The sequence below is a fragment of the Arthrobacter sp. MYb23 genome (assembly GCF_002979775.1).
In the GTDB taxonomy this organism is placed as follows: domain Bacteria; phylum Actinomycetota; class Actinomycetes; order Actinomycetales; family Micrococcaceae; genus Arthrobacter.
Window position 1 is genome coordinate 167,164 of record NZ_PCPR01000007.1, and the last position, 21,375, is coordinate 188,538.

22 protein-coding genes and 1 pseudogene are annotated in these 21,375 nt (G+C 61.1%); 10 read left to right on the plus strand and 13 right to left on the minus strand.

What is annotated here, in order from left to right:
- The gene (locus CQ020_RS10405; protein ID WP_105691774.1) at positions 1–786 is read right to left on the minus strand and encodes an ABC transporter ATP-binding protein; all 786 of its coding nucleotides are present in this window, start codon (positions 784–786) and stop codon (positions 1–3) included.
- Positions 787–897: 111 nt separating this feature from the next.
- On the opposite strand from CQ020_RS10405, the gene serB reads away from it, so the two are divergent.
- Both serB and CQ020_RS24470 read left to right on the plus strand, forming a co-directional pair.
- The gene (serB, locus tag CQ020_RS10410; RefSeq protein ID WP_105691775.1) at positions 898–1,785 is read left to right on the plus strand and encodes a phosphoserine phosphatase SerB; all 888 of its coding nucleotides are present in this window, start codon (positions 898–900) and stop codon (positions 1,783–1,785) included.
- Positions 1,786–2,095: 310 nt separating this feature from the next.
- Complete coding sequence (locus tag CQ020_RS24470) at positions 2,096–2,680, plus strand: hypothetical protein (protein WP_258141816.1); 585 nt, start codon at positions 2,096–2,098, stop codon at positions 2,678–2,680.
- 76 nt (positions 2,681–2,756) lie between these two features.
- Here CQ020_RS24470 and CQ020_RS10420 read toward each other — a convergent pair whose 3' ends face one another.
- From CQ020_RS10420 to fabG, 3 genes are all read right to left on the minus strand, one after another.
- On the minus strand, positions 2,757–4,259 hold the full coding sequence (locus CQ020_RS10420; protein ID WP_105691776.1) for an ATP-binding cassette domain-containing protein: 1,503 nt from the start codon (positions 4,257–4,259) through the stop codon (positions 2,757–2,759).
- A 321-nt stretch (positions 4,260–4,580) separates the two neighbouring features.
- Entirely contained in the window at positions 4,581–5,333 is a 753-nt protein-coding gene (locus CQ020_RS10425) for an SDR family oxidoreductase (RefSeq protein ID WP_105691777.1), read from the minus strand.
- 116 nt (positions 5,334–5,449) lie between these two features.
- Positions 5,450–6,175, minus strand: coding sequence for a 3-oxoacyl-ACP reductase FabG (gene fabG / locus CQ020_RS10430; protein WP_105691778.1), 726 nt, complete (start codon positions 6,173–6,175; stop codon positions 5,450–5,452).
- Between the two features lie 154 nt (positions 6,176–6,329).
- Here fabG and CQ020_RS10435 point away from each other — a divergent pair, with 154 nt between their 5' ends.
- From CQ020_RS10435 to CQ020_RS10450, 4 genes and pseudogenes are all read left to right on the plus strand, one after another.
- Complete coding sequence (locus CQ020_RS10435; RefSeq protein ID WP_105691779.1) at positions 6,330–6,827, plus strand: DUF3099 domain-containing protein; 498 nt, start codon at positions 6,330–6,332, stop codon at positions 6,825–6,827.
- Positions 6,824–7,099, plus strand: coding sequence for a hypothetical protein (locus CQ020_RS10440; protein WP_105691780.1), 276 nt, complete (start codon positions 6,824–6,826; stop codon positions 7,097–7,099). Before CQ020_RS10435 ends, CQ020_RS10440 begins: the two co-directional genes overlap by 4 nt.
- Before the next feature lie 93 nt (positions 7,100–7,192).
- A pseudogene (locus CQ020_RS24760) lies at positions 7,193–7,711 on the plus strand (SURF1 family protein); the annotation flags it as partial.
- Positions 7,712–7,949: 238 nt separating this feature from the next.
- Positions 7,950–8,435 carry a YbaK/EbsC family protein gene (locus CQ020_RS10450; RefSeq protein WP_105691782.1) on the plus strand — a complete coding sequence of 162 codons (486 nt, stop codon included), beginning with the start codon at positions 7,950–7,952 and terminating at the stop codon, positions 8,433–8,435.
- A 92-nt stretch (positions 8,436–8,527) separates the two neighbouring features.
- Here the strand turns inward: CQ020_RS10450 and CQ020_RS10455 are convergent, their stop codons facing one another.
- The gene (locus CQ020_RS10455) at positions 8,528–10,126 is read right to left on the minus strand and encodes an ABC-F family ATP-binding cassette domain-containing protein (protein ID WP_105691783.1); all 1,599 of its coding nucleotides are present in this window, start codon (positions 10,124–10,126) and stop codon (positions 8,528–8,530) included.
- 275 nt (positions 10,127–10,401) lie between these two features.
- Between CQ020_RS10455 and CQ020_RS10460 the strand changes: the two genes are divergently transcribed.
- Genes CQ020_RS10460 through CQ020_RS10470 form a run of 3 tightly spaced genes read left to right on the plus strand, consistent with a single transcriptional unit; the run spans position 10,402 to position 12,409 of the window.
- Positions 10,402–11,031, plus strand: a complete 630-nt coding sequence (locus CQ020_RS10460; protein ID WP_043456667.1) for a biotin transporter BioY — start codon at positions 10,402–10,404, stop codon at positions 11,029–11,031.
- Between the two features lie 17 nt (positions 11,032–11,048).
- Positions 11,049–11,786: an energy-coupling factor ABC transporter ATP-binding protein gene (locus CQ020_RS10465; RefSeq protein WP_105691784.1), complete on the plus strand. Its 738-nt coding sequence runs from the start codon at positions 11,049–11,051 to the stop codon at positions 11,784–11,786.
- Entirely contained in the window at positions 11,783–12,409 is a 627-nt protein-coding gene (locus CQ020_RS10470; protein WP_105691785.1) for an energy-coupling factor transporter transmembrane protein EcfT, read from the plus strand. Before CQ020_RS10465 ends, CQ020_RS10470 begins: the two co-directional genes overlap by 4 nt.
- A 47-nt stretch (positions 12,410–12,456) precedes the next feature.
- On the opposite strand, the gene CQ020_RS10475 is transcribed toward CQ020_RS10470, so the two are convergent.
- Both CQ020_RS10475 and CQ020_RS10480 read right to left on the minus strand, forming a co-directional pair.
- The gene (locus CQ020_RS10475) at positions 12,457–13,677 is read right to left on the minus strand and encodes a thiolase family protein (protein ID WP_374955188.1); all 1,221 of its coding nucleotides are present in this window, start codon (positions 13,675–13,677) and stop codon (positions 12,457–12,459) included.
- Between the two features lie 28 nt (positions 13,678–13,705).
- Positions 13,706–15,097 carry a class I adenylate-forming enzyme family protein gene (locus CQ020_RS10480; protein ID WP_105691787.1) on the minus strand — a complete coding sequence of 464 codons (1,392 nt, stop codon included), beginning with the start codon at positions 15,095–15,097 and terminating at the stop codon, positions 13,706–13,708.
- Between the two features lie 61 nt (positions 15,098–15,158).
- Here CQ020_RS10480 and CQ020_RS10485 point away from each other — a divergent pair, with 61 nt between their 5' ends.
- On the plus strand, positions 15,159–16,064 hold the full coding sequence (locus CQ020_RS10485) for a neutral zinc metallopeptidase (RefSeq protein WP_105691788.1): 906 nt from the start codon (positions 15,159–15,161) through the stop codon (positions 16,062–16,064).
- Between the two features lie 93 nt (positions 16,065–16,157).
- Here CQ020_RS10485 and CQ020_RS10490 read toward each other — a convergent pair whose 3' ends face one another.
- From CQ020_RS10490 to CQ020_RS10515, 6 genes are read right to left on the minus strand one after another with little or no spacing between them, the layout of a single operon-like run.
- A complete protein-coding gene (locus tag CQ020_RS10490; protein WP_024816678.1) occupies positions 16,158–16,490 on the minus strand; it encodes a metal-sulfur cluster assembly factor in 333 nt (110 codons plus the stop codon).
- Between the two features lie 13 nt (positions 16,491–16,503).
- Positions 16,504–17,289 (minus strand): Fe-S cluster assembly ATPase SufC, encoded by a 786-nt coding sequence (gene sufC / locus CQ020_RS10495; protein WP_024821034.1) that lies wholly within the window; start codon positions 17,287–17,289, stop codon positions 16,504–16,506.
- 43 nt (positions 17,290–17,332) lie between these two features.
- Complete coding sequence (locus CQ020_RS10500; protein WP_017200887.1) at positions 17,333–17,689, minus strand: non-heme iron oxygenase ferredoxin subunit; 357 nt, start codon at positions 17,687–17,689, stop codon at positions 17,333–17,335.
- Positions 17,690–17,710: 21 nt separating this feature from the next.
- Complete coding sequence (gene sufD, locus CQ020_RS10505) at positions 17,711–19,024, minus strand: Fe-S cluster assembly protein SufD (RefSeq protein ID WP_105691789.1); 1,314 nt, start codon at positions 19,022–19,024, stop codon at positions 17,711–17,713.
- A gap of 2 nt (positions 19,025–19,026) precedes the next feature.
- On the minus strand, positions 19,027–20,490 hold the full coding sequence (sufB, locus tag CQ020_RS10510; protein WP_024821032.1) for a Fe-S cluster assembly protein SufB: 1,464 nt from the start codon (positions 20,488–20,490) through the stop codon (positions 19,027–19,029).
- Positions 20,490–21,311, minus strand: coding sequence for a metalloregulator ArsR/SmtB family transcription factor (locus tag CQ020_RS10515; protein ID WP_105691790.1), 822 nt, complete (start codon positions 21,309–21,311; stop codon positions 20,490–20,492). Before CQ020_RS10515 ends, sufB begins: the two co-directional genes overlap by 1 nt.
- Between the last annotated feature and the right edge of the window lie 64 nt (positions 21,312–21,375).

Below are 21,375 nucleotides of genomic sequence, written 5' to 3' on the forward strand. Positions count from 1 at the left end.
CTAGCGTCGGGCCGTGGCCGTGTAGCGGCCGGCGTTTTCCGAAACATCCAAGGCGAGGCCGAAGGTGTTGCTGAGGTGCTCGTCGGTGAGGACATCCTTGATGGGGCCGGCAGCGACCACTCCCCCCTCGCGGAGCAGCATGGCATGCGTGAAACCAGGGGGAACCTCTTCAAGGTGATGAGTGACAAGAACCATGGCAGGCGCTGCTTCGTCACTGGCGAGTTCACCGAGCTTGTGGACAAGTTCCTCTCGGCCACCAAGGTCGAGGCCTGCCGCCGGCTCATCCAGGAGCAAAAGTTCAGGGTCGGTCATCAGTGCACGGGCAATCTGGACGCGCTTGCGCTCACCCTCGGACAGGGTGGCAAAGGTCCGGTTCAAGAGGGGACCCATCCCCCAGTCGTTGAGCAAAGCGAAGGCGCGGCGTTCGTCGTCGCGTTCGTAGCCCTCACGCCAGCGGCCGGTGACGCCGTACGCAGCTGTGACCACCACGTTCAAAACGTTCTCGTGCTCGGGGATCTGGGTGGCAAGTGCCGCCGAGGAAAGTCCGATCCGGGGGCGCAACTCAAAGACGTCCACGCGGCCCAGGGTCTCGTCCAGGATCCCTGCCTTGCCGCTGCTTGGGTGCAGGCGGGCGGCGGCAATCTGGAGGAGGGTGGTTTTGCCTGCTCCATTGGGTCCCAGGATGACCCAGCGTTCGCCTTCGTTGACCTGCCAGTCAACCTTGTCCAGCAGGGTCTTCTTGCCTCGGACAACGCTGACGGAAGCCAATTCCAGAACATCACTCATAGCAGTAGACACTAGGACAAAAATCCATGTGACTGATAACCGGTCACGGTGCAGGCATTATGTCGCGAAACGAATTCGGGTGCGTGCGGCGCCCTCAGTAGGATTGGGGCCATGACTTCGAACTTGGCTGCAGTCAGCTATGGCGTGAACTTGTCCCCCGAATCCCTCGACAAGGTACGGAAGGCGCTGGCCGAAGCCGGCGCCGCAGTGTCATCGGAATCACAGGGTGGAGACGATCGCTTCGGCGTTCACACGGCCGGTCTCCTGGTGGGCGGGGACGCGGACCTCGGGACCATGCGGCGGCTGGTGGCCGAGGCCGCAGAAGCAGGGGTGGATACAGCCATAGTGCCTGAAGACCTGCGCCAGGCCACCCGGAAGCTCTTGATCATGGATGTTGATTCCACGCTGATCCAGCAGGAGGTCATCGAACTGCTGGCTGCGCACGCAGGCAAACGCGAGGAAGTCGCTGCCGTCACCGAAGCTGCGATGCGCGGCGAGTTGGACTTTGCCCAGAGTCTCCACGCCCGTGTTGCCGTCCTCGCGGGACTGCCTGCCGCCGTCGTCGATTCTGTTCGCCAGGAGGTGCGCCTCAGCCTTGGCGCGGCAGAACTTGTGGCGGCCTTCAAGAAGGCTGGCCATGTGGTGGCGGTTGTCTCCGGAGGATTCAACCAAATCCTGGGTCCTATCGCTGATCAGCTCGGCTTGGATTACTGGATCGCCAACGAGCTTGAAATCGTCGACGGCGCGTTGACCGGTAAGGTGCTGGGCGCGGTGATCGATCGGGCCGCCAAGGAAAAGTACTTGCGCGAGTGGGCGGCTGCCGAAGGCATCAGCCTTGAGCACACCATTGCGGTGGGTGATGGTGCCAATGACCTGGACATGCTCAGTGCAGCTGGCATCGGAGTCGCCTTTAATGCCAAACCCGCTGTCCGCGCGGTGGCCGACGCAGTGATCACCATGCCGTATTTGGACGCCGTCCGGCATATAGCCAACGTCTGAAGCCGCGGCGGCGCATCCTGACGCTGCCATATTTTCCTTTCGCTAAGCACCGGCGCGGTTCCCCGCCGGTGCTTTGGCGTACCCGGAGGCCGCGGCACATCCGCCCGCAGTATGAATGCCCTGCGAAAACAGTAAAACCAATTTCATGACGCAGAAACCGCAATAATTTATTAAATTGTCACTTATTCTTTGCTGGAATCATTTCGGGCCACTGTTGCAATAGTATTTTGTCTTGATGAGATAAAAGTTGTGTAAAGTGAAGAACCTTATCAGTATCTCCGCATCGTAAGCGGCAGCAAGGGATGACGAAATGCGAGGGCAGGAAGTGAACCGTTCGGAGCGTGCATGGAAATGGTGGAAACGCGAGAACGTATTCGAAGCAACTGCCTCCGAGCAAGGCGAATCTGAAGGATATGCATCGCCCCTCCATGAGATTCTCCACCCGGATCTCTACGACGATGACGTAACCCGAATTGCCAACCTCCCGAGCACCGCGGATTACTCAACAGAACAGGAACAACCCGATATGAGCACATTGGATGAAGCCATAAAGCAATTGCTGGCCATCGAAGGATCCACTGGTGCAGCTGTGGTGGATTACTCCAGCGGCATGGCTTTGGCACAAGGTGGAAGCCCGGGCTTCGACCTCGGCGTTGCTGCTGCGGGCAACTCAAACGTGGTGAGCGCCAAGTTGCGTACCATGGCCGACTTGAGCCTTGACAGCGACATCGAAGACATCCTTATAACCCTGGGAAGCCAGTACCACCTCATCAATGTACTGAACTCAGCCGGGTCCAAAGGCCTTTTCGTCTACCTGGTGCTTGACCGCACCTATGCAAACCTGGCGTTGGCCAGGCACAAGCTAAAGAACCTTGCTAAAGACATCACCATCTGATTCCCGGTGTGAGGGCGAAGGGGGCGGTGGCGCTTGATGCGCTACCGCCCCTTTTCCGTAGCAGCAATCCGTGGCGCTACGTCCTCACGCGCCGGGCCTCGCTGCGGCCTGATTCAAACTTCACGCCCAGCATATGGTGTACAAGGACGTCCTCATTCGTGTTGGCATTGGCCTCAATAGTGACGAGTTCTCCATCGCGCATCACACCCACCCGGTGGCACCAGCTGATCAGTTCGGACAAGTCAGAGGACAGGAGAATGACGGCAACGCCCGTCAGACTGAGCTCGGTGAGCATCTGGTAGACGGCTTCCTTGGCGCCGATGTCGATGCCGCGGCTCGGATGGCTGAGAATCAAGAGGTCACAGTCTGCGGTCATCCACTTGGCGAGCTGTACCTTCTGGCGGTCGCCCCCCGATAGCGTGCTGAGGTTTCCATGGATGTTGGTGGTGCTGATGCGCATGCGTCGAATGACGTCGGCAACTCCTCGGAGCTGTGTGATCTCTTCCCGGAGATTCGGCTCGTCCCCATCACCGCGTCGCTGGAGGCCTTCAACAATGGTCCCCGTAGCCTCGCCGTCGTCGACAGCATCGGACAGGTATCCGATTTTCAGGCTCCGGGCGTCCTGGGCGTTCCTGATCTGTACTGCCTGACCGTGCATGAGGATCTGCCCCGAGGTGCTGGGGCGGATGCCAGCCAGAGCTTCAACCAACTCGTAGACGCCTGAGCGGTGCGTCCCCACCAAACCAAAAATCTCGCCCTTGGCCACATTGAAGGTAACGTCCCGAACCCTGGCCGCCGTGCTGAGGCTCACTACCCTCAGGAGCTCGTGACCTTCAGCGGGGTCGCTGGGCCTGGCGCTGCCCTCCAGTTCGTGTTGGAGGAGCAGAAAGGCCAGTTCGTCAACGTCAGTGTGGCTGGCCTCAAGAATTTTGTGCACCTGGCCGTCCCGCAGGACAGCAATGCGGTGCGCAATGGAGCGGACCTCATCCAGCCGGTGCGTGATGTAGATGATGGCCCGACCCTGCCTGACCAGCATTCGCAACACCTGATGCAGCACTGCGACGTCATGGTCCGGAAGTGAGGCGGCAACCTCGTCCATGATGACCAGCTGGGCCTCTTCGGCAACCATCCTCAGGACCTCCACGAGGGCCTGTTCGGCACGAATGAGCGATCCCACTTTGGCGTCAGGGTCCAAGTTCACGCCAATATCCCGGATCAGCTTACTTGCTTGGTCACGGAGTTCGTCGTGGGGTTTGGCCGCTTGAAAAGTTCCTCGAAAAATGGCACTTGCAATGGTTAGCTGGGGATCGATCCTGAAGTTCTGCGGAATGAGGCCGACGCCGCAGGCCTGCGCTTCCTCAATGGTTTCAGGTCCGTACTTTTCTCCCGCGAGGGTCATCACACCGGCGTCGACTCGATGCGAACCGGCCAGAACTCCCATCAGCGTGGTTTTTCCAGCACCATTGGTTCCAATCAACCCCAGGATTTCGCCGCGACATACCGAAAGTGAGACTCCTTTAAGGATTCGCCGATGATCATACGAGGCATGAATATCATCTGCGTGCAATAAAAGGTCCAAGAAAGCTCCTAAGGCAAAGGGACAAAAATCGCCCCTGAGTCAACCCCGAAGCTTCCACCTGCTGCCTGGGGTGGCCTAGGTGGCATAAACTTCCCGCCCGGGTTTGGGCAGCCTGCTGATAACCAAGGACGAGGGCGCCTTTGAGAGTCAATCAGAAGAAATGCCTAAATGCAAAGCGACATTAGTGGAACAACAATTCGCAATTCGTGACGCGAAAAAGTGAATAATTTATGAAATCGTCATTTTCGTACGCCCAGGCCTGTGAAACAGCAGCGGCCCGGGACACATGTCCCGGGCCGCTGCTGATGTGGTTTGTGCTGGCTATTCTGCCGTCTTGGCGAAGTAGTCGGAGCCACCCACATATTCAGTGTGGCCGGATTCGACGTCGGCGGTCACCATCTTGGCAACCTCGGCCGCGAACTCCTCTACGGAGTAGAGCTTCCCGGCCTCCGCGCGGCGCGCCTCGATGGCTCCCGGGTTGGAGCGGTCAAGCAAAGTAGCTGTAACAGTGCCCTCGATCATGTCGCCGGACACGACCACCAGTGAGATGCCCTTGTCAGCGAGGTTGGGCAGGAGCGCGCGCAAGGCGTCCTCACCGGCGCGCTTGCTCTTCGCCACAGGCTCGTACTCGGGCATGGTGGGCACGGTCTCCACAAAGTGCGCCTGATGGCTGGTAACAAAGACCACTCGGGAACCTTCGGGCATGAGGGGAACTGCCGCGTTAAGCATGTTGATCTGTGCATCGCGGTTCAGTTTGAGGGCATACCCTTCCTCCATGCCGGATTCCATGCCTCCGGAGGCATTGAGTACCAGGACATCGAGGGAGCCGAATTCCTCCATGGCGGTGCTTGCCAGTGCGTGAACACCTTCATCGGTAGTGAGGTCTGCCCCTACCGCGGCGGCACGCCCGCCCGCTGCCTGGATCCCGGCCACTACTTTGTTGGCGCGAGGCGCCTTCTGACGGTAGTTGACCACGACGGCGGCACCCTCACCTGCGAGGATCTTGGCAACTTCGGCGCCGATTCCGCGGGATGATCCCGTGACGATTGCGGTCTTGTTATCCAGAATTCCCATTCGTGCTCCTTTTGTTCACTTCATCCATATTCCATGGGCCTGGGTTCCATCATGCCAGCGGCACGTACGAAATCCGTTGTCGGTCCCGAACAAAAACTGCTGTGCGTGCTAGTTGCCTAGTGGCCCATCCCCAGGCCGCCATCTACCGGGATCACGGCGCCGGAAATGTACGCAGCCTCGTCACTGGCCACCCAGCGCACAACGTTCGCTACCTCCGAAGCTTCGGCAAAGCGTCCCGCCGGAACGTTGGCCAAGTAGGACTTCTGGGTATCCTCCGGCAATTCAGCAGTCATGTCTGTGTTGATGAAACCGGGAGCAACGACGTTGGCCGTGATGCCGCGGCTTCCGAGTTCACGCGTCAGGGAGCGTGCGATGCCCACCATGCCTGCCTTGGAAGCTGAGTAGTTGATCTGTCCGGGAGCGCCGTACAAGCCGGAGACGGAGGAAATGAGGACAACGCGGCCTTTCCGCAACCGGATCATGCCCTTCGAAGCGCGCTTGATCACGCGAAAGGCGCCCGTGAGGTTGGTGTCCAGAACTGACGTGAAGTCGTGCTCGCTCATTCGCAACAGCAGCGTGTCCTTGGTAATGCCTGCGTTGGCAACCAGTACCTCCACCGGACCGTGTGCCTCTTCGACGATCTTGAAGGCAGCGTCAATTGATGCCTCATCCGTGACATCGGCCTTCACCCCCAGGATGCCTTCAGGCAGTTCTGATTCACTTCGGTAGGTGACTGCGACTTTGTCGCCGTTGGCCAGGAACGACTCGGCAATGGCGAGGCCGATGCCCCGGTTTCCGCCAGTAATGAGAACGCTGCGGCCGGTGGATACTGCTTCAGACATGCTTTCGCTCCAGGTTCCGCGGCATTGCCATGCCGCTAATAAAGAGGGATTTTCCTGTGTCGATCCTATCTGCCGCCCGGTGCAACCCGTGGGTAACCGTTCATCAACGCGGGTTTGGGCGGGTAAGGCCTTGGTGAGAGAATTGAAGAAGCCTTTGGAGCGTGATGATTCAGTTGTGACACGAGAAAACAGCCCCCTGCAGCAAGTTCCCGGGGAACCGGACGCTTTTTCCGGCGACCCCGAAGTCCACAGCATCACCGATGCCTCGGCCGCCCACTCCGAAGACATGCGTGATCGCATGATCAAGTACGCGGTGGCTATGGGTATCCGCATGGTCTGTATCGTTCTGATCTTCGTGGTTGACGGTTGGTTTAAGATCATTGCGATCGCGGGTGCTGTCTTCCTGCCGTGGATTGCGGTGGTCATAGCCAACGGCAACGACAAAGCCGAGGACCACAGTGAGTCCCTGCTGGACTACGTGGCGGTCCCTGAAATAGAACGCTCCCCAGAGCCTGCAGAACCTCCTGTGGACGCGCCAACAGTGCTCCAAGGCGAACTGGTGGAAGACGAAGAACCAGACGAATCACGTGGCCCCAGCGCGGGCCCTGCAAGCGATGCCGGAGCTCCCGGCGACGAACGGGCGGCTTCATGAATATCTTCAACCTCGGCGACACAAGTCCGGCCGGCCGGGATTCCGAGCGCGCTACCGAAGGGGCGTTGTGCTCCCGGAAAGGGTGCCGCGCCGCCGCGCAGTGGCAGCTCTTGTGGAACAATCCCCGGATCCACACGCCGGATCGCCGCAAAGTGTGGCTTTCGTGTGGCGAACACCGGGAATGGCTGGAGGAATATCTGCAGACGCGTGGCCTCTGGAAAGAAACACTGCCGTTCGCGGCCCATGAAGCAACAGTGAATGAGGCCGGCTGAATGTACCGTTTTCTGTTCTCCAGCAAGTGGCTGGGGTACTTCGTGCTGGCTGTTATTTTCGCCACAGCCTGTGTTTTCCTGGGGCGTTGGCAGATGGACCGCAGGGCTGAGACGCTGGCGGAAATAAATCGCGTGGTGAGTAACTACTCGGCAACCCCTATCCCTTACGCAGAGATCAAGGACGAGTTCAACGCCTTGGACCCTGAACGGGAATGGACTCAAGTTGAACTGCGCGGCAGCTACGACCTCGACGGGCAGCGGGTTGTGCGCAACCGGCCCTTGAACGGCCAGCCAGGCTACGACGTCGTGGTTCCTTTCAGGCTGACTACAGGCGAAGCCGTGGTGATCGACCGTGGGTGGCTGCCAATCGGCAACAACACACCTGGCCGTCCTGACGTCATCCCTGCTCCTCCCACGGGTGAGGTAACGGTGGTGGCACGTCTCAAGCCTGCAGAACCCAAGCTGGACCGTGGTGCGGTGGACGGTCAATTGGCGTCCATTGACCTGGCAAGCTTCGCCGGCGAACTCCCCTATCCAATTGCCACCGGTGCTTATGGACAGTTGGCCAGCGAGACTCCTGCGGTGCAGCCCATGCCCACGCCCTTCCCCAAGCCAGCCACTGAAGAGGGCACGCACCTCTCCTACTCGCTGCAATGGTTCGCGTTTGGCGTCCTCATGTTCATCGGCTTTGGATACGCTGCAAGGCAACAAGCCCGCAACGCAGCCATCGATGCCGAAGACGAAGAGGAAGAGCAGATCATCGCCGCTGGCGGCACCCCCAGGAAGCGCGCGCCCGCCCCCCGGAAGAACAAACGTCCAACGTCCGAGGAAGAGGAAGACGCGATTCTGGATGCACAAGGTTACTGATCCGATTCACGATCCGGTGGTCAACGTCCGATCCGCTTTGACCGCCGCCGGAGCCGAGGACACCGTCCGGACTTTCGAGGAAAAGGTTCCAACAGCTGCCGCCGCAGCATCGGCGCTGGGCTGCGATGTAGCGGCGATCACTAACAGCCTGATCTTCGAGCTCGATGGCGAGCCGCTGCTCATCCTCGCAAGCGGTGCGGCACGAGTAGACACAGGGCTGGTGGCAGATCAGGTGGGTTCCGGCAGAATTCGCCGGGCGAAGCCAGAATTCGTGCTGGAACACACAGGCCAGGAAGTAGGCGGAGTAGCGCCAGTCGGCCACCCTAATAAACTCCGAACCATCCTGGACACCTCGCTCCAAGAACACCCACTGCTATGGGCAGGAGCCGGAGATCACAACTCCATGTTCTCCATCAGCTACGAAGAACTACGAGCCATCACCGACGCTGAAGAACTCCGAGTCCGTTAGCTGCATCAGCCTGCGGGGGTGACCCAACCGCGCCGCGCAGCGAACGCAAGCAGCGGACGCAACAACAACGCGCCGCCGAACGCAACCAGGGCTTACGCCAGCGTGATCAAGTCCAGGTAGTCCTCGTTCCAGTGGTCTTCAACACCATCCGGAAGCAGGACAACGCGTTCCGGGTTCAGCGCTGACACGGCACCTTCGTCGTGGCTGACCATGACGACGGCGCCACTGTAGTTCTTGAGCGCGCCCAGGATTTCGGCACGGCTGGCTGGGTCCAGGTTGTTGGTGGGCTCATCAAGGAGCAGCACGTTGGCGCTGGAAGCCACAATGGTGGCCAGGGCCAGCCGGGTCTTCTCACCGCCGGAGAGGACACCGGCAGGCTTGTCGACGTCGTCGCCGGAGAACAGGAACGAACCCAGGATTCCGCGGACTTCGGCATCTTTCATGTCCGGGGCGGAAGAACGCATATTCTCCAGGACCGTGCGGTCGACGTCGAGCGTCTCATGCTCCTGGGCGTAGTACCCCACCTTGAGGCCGTGGCCGGGGATGATATCGCCGGTATCGGGTTTGTCCACACCGGCGAGCATGCGCAGAAGGGTGGTCTTGCCGGCACCGTTCAGGCCGAGGATGACTACCTTGGATCCGCGATCGATTGCCAGGTCCACATCGGTGAAAATCTCCAACGAACCGTAGGACTTGCTTAGCCCTTCCGCGGTCAAGGGGGTCTTGCCGCAGGGTGATGGATCCGGGAAGCGCAATGCGGCCACGCGATCGTTTTCGCGCACGGCCTCCAAGCCGCTCAGGAGCCGTTCAGCACGCTTGGCCATGTTCTGGGCAGCCACGGCCTTGGTTGCCTTGGCGCGCATCTTGTTGGCTTGGTCAATCAGGACCTGGGCCTTCTTCTCGGCATTGGCCCGTTCGCGCTTCCGGGCGCGCTCGTCTGTTTCGCGCTGGAGCAAGTAGCGCTTCCAGTCCATGTTGTAGTGGTCGATCTGGGCGCGGTTGGCATCCAGCAGGAACACCTTGTTCACCGTCGCCTCGAGCAAGTCCGTGTCGTGGCTGATCACGATCAGGCCACCTTGGTGGTTCTTGAGGAAGTCCCGCAACCAGGTGATGGAGTCGGCATCGAGGTGGTTGGTGGGTTCGTCCAGGAGGAGGGTCTCGGCGTCGGAGTACAGGATGCGCGCCAACTCCACACGGCGGCGCTGGCCACCGGAAAGGGTCTTGAGCGGTTGGTTGAGGAGACGATCCGGCAACGCAAGATTGGAGGAGATCGCAGCGGCTTCAGCTTCCGCTGCGTAGCCACCACCAGAGAGGAACTCTGCCTCGAGGCGGTCATAGCGATTCATTGCTTTACGCTGGACGGCCTCGTCATCGCTTGCCATATCCTCGTGGGCCTTCTTCAGCTTGCCCACCACCACATCCAGGCCGCGGGCCGAAAGGATGCGGTCTCGCGCGAGCTGTTCCATGTCAGGAGTTCGCGGATCCTGGGGCAGGTAGCCGATCTCACCGCTGCGGGTGACCTTACCGCCTGCGGGAAGCCCTTCGCCGGCGAGTACCCGGGTGAGGGTGGTCTTGCCGGCACCGTTACGTCCGACGAGTCCAATCTTGTCCCCTTTGTCCACCCTGAAGTTGACCTGGTCCATGAGCAGGCGTGCGCCGGCGCGGAGTTCGAGGTCCTGGACGGTAATCAATTCGGGTGATGCCTTTCAATGGGGAACGCTCGCGGGGACCGGTGGGTCCGATAAGTGCGGCGGGGGCGGCCGTGAGAACAGCCTGTTCAAGTCTACCGGTACCAAGGCCGCGGCCTGACATCGGGTTCCTCAGCAGCAAACTGTGCTGACAGGCAAAGAATCCCTGGCCAGCGTTGTGGAAAGACTCCAAAATCCCGGATTCGTTCCCTCCGTACTCTCGACAACAGGGGAAACAAGAACATTCATCGCATCGCATTACACCCGATAGGACCGTCATGAGCCAGACCAACTCTTCCACTTCCGCTGCCACACCCCAGCGAACCGCGTCCTCCCGAAAACGCTGGACCGCCACCGACCTCGGCCTCATCGCAGTTTTCGCGGCGCTCGTAGCGGCCTCCGCGATCGTCCCCGGCATCCCGGTAGGCGCGCTTGGTGTTCCCATTACTTTGGTGACCCTGACAGTGATGCTCAGTGGATTGGTGCTGGGAGCCGGGCGCGGATTCGCCGCCGTCGGGCTTTATGTGTTGCTTGGCTTCGCCGGGCTGCCGATCTTCAGTGGAGGCCGCAGCGGGTTGGGCATCCTTGCTACTCCCTCCGCCGGTTACATCATCGCGTTCCCGCTGGCGGCAGCCGCAACCGGCTACCTTGCCGCCGTGGTCATCCGCAGGACAGTGAAGTTCCGCGCACTGTGGCTCTTCGCAGCGACCATGGTGAGCAGCATCGTGGTTGTTCACGCCCTCGGCGTCCTGGGCATGATGGTCAATGCCAAGTTGGATTTCACCAAGGCCTTCCTCGCAGACCTCCCCTTTGTCCCCGGCGATATCATTAAGAACGTCCTGGCCGTGATCATCGCCGTGGCAATCCACAAAGCCTTCCCGGATGTCCTGGTACGTCGGGTCAAGTAAACGGGAACAATCACTCCATGAATTCCATCAGTTTCAGCAGGGTTTCGGTGTGCGTCGCAGTCGATGGCAGCGACGCACCCAAAACCCTGCTGCACACTTTTTCCCTGGACCTTACAGAACGCCGCATTGGAGTCATCGGCGCCAACGGCTCAGGGAAGTCCACGCTGCTGCGGCTTGTAAATGGCTTGGTTGAACCGAGCGAAGGCGCCGTAGTAGTCCACGGAGATAATACCGTTGCCGACGTCCGCCGTGTCCGGGGCAATGTGGGCTTCGTTTTTACCGATCCCCTGTCCCAGTTGGTCATGCCCACGGGACGGGAGGACGTTGAGCTTTCCCTGCGCCGTTCCATCAAGAACTCCAAAGAGCGTGCGGCCCGGGCCGAAGCCGTCCTGGATCGCTTCGGCCTGCTCCACCTAGCCGATCAAAGCATCTATGAACTGTCCGGTGGTGAAAGGCAGCTACTGGCCCTGGCCGCAGTCCTTGCGGTGGATCCCACCGTGCTGGTTCTCGACGAACCGTCCACGCTCCTGGATCTCCGGAACCGCGAACTCCTGCGCCGAACGGTCGCCGGCCTGAATCAACAAGTCATCATGTCCACACACGATCTCGACCTGGCCCTGGACATGGACCGGGTGCTGGTAGTGGAGGCCGGTCGCGTCGTGTTCGACGGAGGTGCTGCAGAGGGCGTCGCCTACTACCGTGAGCTGTGCGCGGCTCCGCTGCCCGGTGCCGGCTTGGGTGATGTGTCCAGATGAGAGGGCATGGCTTCCTGATTGCGAACTACGTTCGTGGAAACTCGATCATCCACCGCACTCCCCTGTGGCTGAAATTTTTGGTGGTAGCAGCCTGCGGAGCGGCGTCCTTCCTTATTGTGGACTGGGCCGTATCGCTGGTGATTTTTGCCGTCATGTGCGGCCTGTTCATGGCGACGGGGGCCGGCTTCCGCCGCCTTCTGCGGGCTATCTGGTTGGTGGCCCCCATCCTGCTGGTCATCGGGCTCTTCCAATGGTGGCAACTCGGCGGGCCCACCGCGGCGCGGATCGTGTTGAACGTGCTGGTCTGTGTGGTGGCAGCCTCCGTCCTCACCGCAACTACTCCCGTGCAGGATCTGCTGGACGGCGTGGTGGCGCTGGCAAAACCGTTCCGGCGTTTCGGTGCCGATCCTGAGCGTTTCGCTTTGACCATCGCAGTGATGCTCAGGAGCATCCCCTTCATAGCCGGCGCCTTCTCTGACGTACGGGACTCAGCGCGGGCACGGGGGCTTGAACGCAATCCCCGCGCACTGGTGCTCCCTGTCTTCATCACCACTGTTGCATATGCGCGCCAGACCGGTGATGCGTTGGCGGCCCGCGGGCTGGGCGAACCAGAAAGGGACTGAACCGGCGGAGGGGCTGAACCGGCGGAGGGGCTGAACCGGCGGAGGGGCTAGAGCCTTGCGTGCTGAAAGAGCGCTGCGGTTCCCATGCCCCCTGCAATGCTGATCATTGCCAATGCCAGCGAACTCTCGCCCCGCAGTGCATAACTGCGGCGTGCCTGGGCCATCAACCGCGTCACCAGAACCGCTCCCGACGCACCGTAACCATGACCCAGGGCAAGCGCTCCGCCATCAAGATTGGCTTTCCGGGGATCTACGCCCAAATACTGCAGGCATGCGATGGTTTGGGAGGCGAAAGCCTCGTTGAACTCCACAAGATCAAGCTGGTCCGCGGCCAGTCCGCGGTGATCCAGAAGCTGCTTGGCTGCGTGGGCTGCGCCGATACCAAGGAGTTCCGGATCAACCCCGGTGGTGTCGCACCCCAGGACCAACAAACCGTCCGTCGCGCCCATGGCGCGGGCACGTTTCAGTGACGTCACGACGACGGCGGATGCTGCGTCCGCGTCGAAGCAGGAGTTCGCTGCCGTGACCGATCCGCCGGCCACGAATGCTGCAGGGAACCTCGCCATCAGCGGGGCGCGCAGTGAAGTCCTGGGGCCATCGTCCGCCTCCACCAGTTTCCCGTTGCCCTTGAGCGGAACAATTTCATCCGCGAAAACCCCCAACCGGGCGGCTTCAACGGCACGGCGATGGCTTCGCAGCGCGTACTCGTCCTGCCTCTGACGGGTCACGCCGAATTCGCGGGCGACGTTCTCCGCCGCCACGCCCATGTCCGGGTCTCCGAACTGCGGCGGCACAAAGCTGGCCCTGGAGTAGAAGTCGAGTTCGCCGTCGTCGGTTCTGTTGGCCCTGGCCGGCGCGGTACTGATGCTTTCAACGCCGCCAGCCAAATACAACGGATCACCGCCAGCTGCCACCAGCCGGGACGCCAACACCACAGCGTCCAAACCGGAGCCACATTGCCGGTCAACGGTGATGCCCGGAACGCTGACGGGCAAACCGGCCAGGAGTGCTGCGAACCTGGCCACGTTCCCACCACCGCCAACGGCGTTGCCCATGATGACGTCGTTCACGTCAGCAAGGTCCACCCCCGTTGTTTGGACCAAGGTAGCCAGCACAGGGGCTAAAAGGTCCGGGGCGCGCAGTTGCTTCAACTGACCGTTGGAACGACAAATAGGAGTTCGGAGCGCGGCAATAATGACAGGCTGGCGGGATTCGTCGATCCCTCCGGCTGGGCCGGCCCCGCTTTCCAGGGGCCTGTCGTTGTACAAGGACTTGCCGCTATCCAAGGTCTTGCCGCTATCCAAGGGCCCGCGCCCGGGGGTCTTGGTTCTTGATCCAATCCAGGAGAACCTTTCTGCTGACCTTGCCGCGGTCCGTCATGGGCAACTCTGACAACACGTAGTACTGCAACGGCCACTTGTCCCGCGCCAGCAGGCCATCCAGGCCTGTGCGGAGCTGGGTGGCGGTGATCGCGCCGCAGGCAGGAACGACGCCGGCGATCACCTTATGACCGCGGATGTCATCCGGTACTCCGGCAGCAACCGCACCGTCAACCCCAGGCACGGAAGCGACGGCCAGCTCAACCTCATGCGGGTAGACGTTCTTTCCCGAAGTGATGATCATGTCCGAGCGGCGGCCAAGGATGTGAAGGGTTCCGTTCTCCAAAAAGCCCTGATCCCCCACGGTGTACCACCCATCGAGGCACCGCAGGGCCTGCCCGTCGTCGCCCCACAGATAGCCGTTGCTGACCATTCCGCTGCGGACACTGATATTCCCGTGCTCGCCGTCCGGGAGTGGCATGCCGGCGTCGTCGAGGATGGTCAGTTCAACCCCTGGGAATGGCAACCCAATGCCGGTGCCCCCAGCATCCAACGGTTGGCCCGCGGCCAGGCGGGTGCCGGAAACGAAACTCAACTCCGAGGCACCGTAGTACTCAAAGATGGCAGCACGGGGTGCCCACCGCCGAGCTGCCTCCAACGTCCGGGCGTCCAACTTGGAACCGGCGCAGATAATGCTGCGGATGCCGGAAGCATCAACGTCCCCTGCCAGTCCCCGCTCGCTAAGCAACCTAAGAGCAGTGGGCGCCAGGACCAGGCGGGTGATTCCGTCGTGACTGATGGAAGCATGGGCTGCGCCGACGTCGAAGGCTTCAAGGGTGTGAAAGGCTGCACCGGCATACAGGCACTCCGAGAGGGCGTACAGGTTCAGGCTGGCCGACAGAGGGCCGGGTGCGAGGGTCCGGTCATCCTGTGAGAGACCAAAAAACCCGATGGACGCATCAAAAGAAACCTGCCAGGAACGGCGGGACCTGGTGAAGGCCTTGGGGACCGACGTGGTTCCGGAGGTGAGGCCCACCAGGAAAGTGCTTGACGGGTCCCCGTCCACCAGTTCGGACTCGGCTGGCGTAACGGTCCCGAGGATGCGTGAGGAAACCTCTTCGATCATCGGTGCAGGCCACTCCGGGTCCAGAACGGCACAACGACGCTCCCCCGCAACCGCGGCTGCGTAGCGTTCCACGAAGCGAACAGAATTTGGCTCGGCCAGGACCGTGGTGGCAGCGGAGACCCCAACAAGGACCGCTGCGGCATCGCGAAGTCCCGCCCAGGTGAGCCGGCTGCTGCCCACAACGACGGCGGTGTCGTGGGGGCGCTCATCGGCCCAGAGCTGAAGTTTATCCAGGAAAGGCATCCAAACAATTTTACGGCAGTGTCAGGCACCAGGCACCAAAAGTGACGTCTATTCTGACTGTATGAGTTTCAATGACGGCGCGCAGCTTGACCCCTCGCAAGTGGAAGACCGACGTGGAGGCGGCATGGGCCGCGGCACCAAGATCGGTGGTGGCATTGGCGGCGGCATAGTGGTGTTGCTGCTGGCGCTCTTCGGTATCAATCCCAACATCCTCGGAGACCTGACGGGGGGCGGTGGCCAGCCACCCGCCGTCGATGGTGGGAGCGCCGGAGCCGGAGGCGTCCAGGAATGCCAGACAGGAGCCGACGCAGACAAACGGCTGGACTGCCGGATCACCGGCACGGTGAACAGCCTCAATGCTTTCTGGCCTGACTACCTTGCCCAGTACAACGTGAAGTACTCCCGCCCTGGAACGGTCATCTTCGATTCCGCGACCAATACCGGCTGCGGCCCTGCAACCACAGCAGTAGGACCTTTCTACTGCCCGGCAGATGTCAAAGCCTATTTCGACCCCGGCTTTTTCGATGAACTGGTTACTCGCTTTGGTTCCTCCGGCGGCCCGTTGGCCCAGGAGTATGTGGTGGCCCACGAATTCGGTCACCACGTGCAGAACATCCTGGGAAGCCTGGACCAGGCGCAGCAAGATCCCCAGGGGCCGGAGTCTGGAGCAGTCCGCGTGGAGCTGCAAGCCGACTGCTATGCGGGTCTGTGGGTCCGCCACGCGACCACTCAGACCGACGCCAGCGGCAAGCCCTTCCTCGATCCGCTCACCGAACAGGATCTGCAGGATGCACTCTCTGCCGCGTCCGCCGTTGGTGATGACCGGATCCAGCAAGCTGCAACTGGACGGGTATCGCCAGAGTCATGGACGCACGGCTCCAGCGCTCAACGGCAGAAGTGGTTCTACCAGGGGTACACCACGGGCGACATCAACAAGTGCGACACCTTCGGTGTGGCTGCGCCCTAAGGACGAAACGCTAAAAAAGCGCTACAAAAAAGGAAGGGTTCCGGGTGCTATACCCGGAACCCTTCCTTTTCCCGCTGAGCGGGTCAATGCTGATCAGATGTTGAAGCCGAGGGCCCTCATCTGGTCCTTGCCGTCGTCGGTGATTCGCTCAGGACCCCATGGCGGCATCCATACCCAGTTCAGGCGCCATTCATCAACTACGCCGTCGAGGGACTTGCCCACCTGCTCTTCAAGCACGTCCGTCAGCGGGCAAGCCGCAGTGGTCAGTGTCATGTCGATCAGGAGCGCGCCGTCGTCGTCGGAGTACTTGAGTCCGTAAAGAAGGCCCAAGTCCACAATGTTGACCCCGAGTTCCGGGTCAATGACGTCCTTGAGCGCTTCCTCGACGTCCTCGAGGCTGGTTCGCGCCGTGTTGATTTCGGTCATGGAACGATCCTAACTAGGCCTGCACTGCAGGAGCAACGGCAACGCCGGCGCCTGGAGCGTAGCGGTCGTAGCCCTCGTCTTCAAGACGGTCTGCGAGCTCCGGGCCGCCCTCTTCAACAACCTTGCCGTCAACGAACACGTGAACGAAGTCCGGCTTGATGTAGCGGAGGATGCGCGTGTAGTGGGTGATGAGCAAGGTGCCCATGTTGCCTTCTTCGTGGGCGCGGTTGACGCCCTCGGAGACAACCTTCAAAGCATCGACGTCAAGGCCGGAGTCGGTCTCGTCCAGGATGGCGAACCTCGGCTTGAAGAGTTCGAGCTGAAGGATTTCAACACGCTTCTTCTCACCACCGGAGAAGCCTTCGTTGACGTTGCGCTGTGCAAAGTCAGCGTCGATGCGGAGCTGCTGCATGGCAGCCTTGACGTCCTTGGTCCAGGTACGCAGCGCAGGTGCTTCGCCGTCGATTGCGGTCTTGGCGGTGCGCAGGAAGTTGGTCATGGTGACGCCGGGAACTTCCACCGGGTACTGCATGGCCAGGAAGACGCCTGCACGGGCGCGTTCGTCGACGCTCATTTCCAGCACATCTTCGCCGTCCAGCGTGATGGTGCCGCTGGTGACGGTGTAGCGCGGGTGGCCGGCGATGGTGGAGGCGAGGGTGGACTTGCCCGAGCCGTTGGGGCCCATGATGGCGTGCGTTTCACCGGTCTTGATGGTGAGGCTGACGCCCTTCAGGATCTCCTTGGTTCCCTGCTCCGTCTCGATGCTGACGTGCAGGTCCTTGATTTCAAGAGTTGACATGCTCTTCTTTCTTTCCGTTCGTAAGTCTGGCGGTACTGGGCGCTCAGTAGTGATCTACCGACGCGCCGTTCACAACGTTGGTCACGTCCACGTAGACGTCGTCCCCGTCGATGGTGACGGCGAAAACCGGGACGGGGTCATAAGCAGGCAGCTGGAGGGGCTGTCCGCTGCGGAGGTCGAACTGGGAACCATGTCCCCAGCACTCGATCGCGCAGCCTTCAACCTCGCCCTCGGACAACGAGATGTCCGCGTGCGAGCAGGTATCGGCGATGGCATGGATATCACCCATCGAGTCCTTCACGATGGCTACGGGGTAGTCATCGATCAGGACGCGCAGCGCCTGCTTGACCTGTATGTCATTGGCGTTGCATACCAGTTCGCCCTTGGTTTCTTCACTCATTGTTGTCCTGCCTGGCCTGTCTTAGTTGTCGGTCGCGGCGAGTTCGCGCTCAACAGCTGCGGTCAGGCGATCTTCGATTGCCGGGACCTTGATCTGCTGGATGATCTCGTTCAGGAAGCCTCGTACCACCAGGCGGCGGGCAACCTTTTCCGGGATGCCACGGGCCATGAGGTAGAAGAGGTGCTCGTCATCGAAACGTCCGGTGGCGCTGGCGTGGCCGGCACCCTCGATCAATCCGGTTTCGATTTCGAGGTTGGGAACGGAATCCGCGCGGGCACCGTCAGTGAGTACCAGGTTGCGGTTGGCCTCGTAGGTATCCGTGCCTTCTGCTTCCTTGCGGATCAGGACGTCGCCAACCCACACGCTGTGGGCGTTGCGGCCCTGAAGAGCGCCCTTGTAAAGAACGCGCGACTTGCAGTTGGCCACTGCGTGGTCAACGAACAGGCGCTGCTCAAGGTGCTGTCCGGCGTCGGCAAAGTACAGGCCGAACATCTCGACGTCGGCGCCAGGAGCGGTGAAGCGCGTGGACGGCGTGACACGCACGAGGTCGCCGCCAAGGCTGACCACAATGTGCTTGAACTTGGCGTCGCGGCCGATCTTTGCCTGCTGCGATGACGCGTGGACTGCGTTATCTGCCCATTCCTGCAAGGAGACAACGGTGAGTTCAGCACCGTCTTCAACAATGATCTCCACGTTCTCGGAGACAACTGCGGAGCCCTGGTGATCCAGAACCACAACGGCTTTGGAGAAGCGTTCTGCCACAATCACGATGTGCTGTGCAGACGGTGCCTCGCCGGCGCCGGTGATCAGGACAGAAACTTCACTCTCGGCCTGCAGCTCAGCGGGTACGGTAACTACCGTGGCCTCCGCGAAGTTCTCCCAGGCGTTGGCGGACACAAGGTCCTCCGGGATGGCCGCTTGGCCGATCCGCTTGTCATCGCGGCCAACGGTTTCAACAACGACGCCGGCAGGTGCAGTGACGCTGACAGCAGGGGCTGCACCGTTCAGGACGTCGGTGTGAAGGCCACGCAGGCGCTTCAGCGGTGTGAAGCGCCAGTCTTCCTCAAGGCCGTTCAATGGCTTGAAGTCGGCCAGCCTGTACGAGGTGAGACGGCCGGCACGGGAGCTGTCCGGGATGCCTACGCCGCCGCCATGGGAGTGGCTCTTTGCCGAAGCGCCGCCGAGCGGACCCGCCGAAGGCTGTTCCGACGTCGTGCTGGTGTTCGTTCCGGTGTTGACGGGCGAAAGGTTCTCGCCTTCCTCGGTGAAGCCGTTGATAAACGGCTGGGCCGAGGGCGCGCCAATGCGCGCCTTTTCAGTAGTGATATCAGTCATTGTTAACCGACGGACCCTTCCATCTGCAGTTCAATCAAGCGGTTCAGCTCAAGGGCGTATTCCATGGGCAGTTCACGGGCGATCGGCTCGATGAAGCCGCGCACGATCATGGCCATGGCCTCGTCTTCAGGCATGCCGCGGGACATCAGATAGAAGAGTTGCTCTTCGCTGACGCGGGAAACGGTGGCCTCGTGGCCCATGACAACATCATCCTCACGGATGTCGATGTACGGGTACGTGTCCGAGCGGGAAATAGTGTCCACCAGAAGGGCGTCGCAACGCACCGTGTTGGCCGAATGCTTGGCACCTTCGCGGACCTGGACCAAGCCACGGTAAGCGGCACGGCCGCCGCCGCGGGCCACAGACTTGGAAATGATGGAGCTCTTGGTGTTCGGTGCAATGTGCACCATCTTGGAGCCGGTGTCCTGGTGCTGGCCCTCGCCGGCGAAAGCGATGGACAACGTCTCACCCTTGGCGTGCTCGCCAACCAGGTAGACGGCCGGGTACTTCATGGTCACCTTGGAGCCGATGTTGCCATCGATCCACTCCATGGTGGCGCCCTCTTCGCAGATGGCGCGCTTGGTGACCAGGTTGTACACGTTGGTGGACCAGTTCTGGATGGTGGTGTAGCGGACGCGGGCGCCCTTCTTCACGATGATCTCCACAACGGCCGAGTGCAGGGAATCCGAGGTGTAGATCGGAGCCGTGCAGCCTTCGATGTAGTGAACGTAGGAGTCCTCATCGGCAATGATCAACGTGCGCTCGAACTGGCCCATGTTCTCCGTGTTGATACGGAAGTAAGCCTGCAGCGGGATGTCCACGTGGACGCCCTTGGGCACGTACACGAAGGAACCGCCGGACCATACAGCCGTGTTCAATGAGGCGAACTTGTTGTCGCCTACGGGAATGATGGTGCCGAAGTACTCCTGGAAGATCTCCGGGTGCTCCCGCAGTGCCGTGTCCGTATCCAGGAAGATGACGCCCTGGGCTTCCAGGTCCTCACGGATCTGGTGGTAGACAACCTCAGACTCGTACTGGGCTGCGACGCCCGAGACGAGGCGGCTGCGCTCAGCTTCGGGGATGCCCAGCTTTTCGTAGGTGTTCCGGATGTCTTCCGGAAGGTCTTCCCACGTTGCAGCCTGCTTCTCGGTGGAACGCACAAAGTATTTGATGTTGTCGAAGTCGATGCCTGAGAGGTCTGCACCCCAGGTAGGCATGGGCTTGCGGTCGAAGTACTTCAGGCCCTTAAGCCGCAGATCGAGCATCCATTGGGGCTCGTTCTTCTTCGAGGAGATATCGCGGACGACCTCCTCGTTGAGGCCACGACGGGCATTTGCGCCTACGTCGTTCTTGTCGGCCCAGCCGTACTCGTAGTTTCCGATACCGTGCAGTTCGGGATTCTTTTCCAGAATCTCCGAGATCACAGTGCCTTCGGCTACCGCTTTCTCTGCTATTTGGTCCGTCATCACGGCCTTTCTTGCTGGTTGTTTGATTCCTGGTACGGACTCCCGGACTGCTCTGCAGCATCCGGAGATGCCGTGGCAGCCGGGCGCCCGGTAGGTATGTGGGTGGTGCAAACGTGTCCGCCCTGCGCGAGCGTGGAAAGGCGCCGGACATCGACGCCTACCAGGCGGGAGAAAACCTTGGTCTCGGTATCGCAAAACACCGGGAACTCCGCAGCGAGCCGCTGAATCGGGCAGTGACCCTGGCAAAGCTGGACGCTGGACAGTGCGGCGGGCAACGGCGCCTTGGCCTCAATGGAATGGGCTGAAGCAACGAAGCGATCCCGGCTGAGGGCCTTGGAAAGTGCCATGGCACGGGCAGTAATGTCATCTCCGGCGGCCTCGACCTCGGGTGCGTAGCGCCTTTCCATCTCGGAGAAGCGTTCCTCCGCATATTCACGGACTGCGTCCATGCCAGCGAGTTCTTGGAGGCGACGGAGTGCAGAGCTGGCAATGTTCAGGTAGTCATCGCCAAGAGTGGACTGCCCTTGGGAGCTCAAGACGTAGCGCCGCGCGGGGCGTCCCGCGCCGGAACCGGCCTTGGCCACACGCTTGACTTCGATCACGCCGTTGCGCTCCAAATGGTCAAGGTGGCGGCGGACTGCAGCCGGTGTGAAGCCGAGGAGATCGCCGAGTTCCGCGGCGCTCACCGGACCGTTCTCAAGAACGGCGCTCAGGACCCGGTCCCTGGTGCGGTCATCCGCGTCCGGCAGCGCAGGCGGGGCACCTAAGGCCTCTGCCGCTGCAGCATGCCGTGTTGAGGGCATGGATGGTGGACTGCTCATGGAATACACAACACAATCATGTCGTAATTTGTTTCATGCATCCAGTAAGGCGAGGCTGACCTGG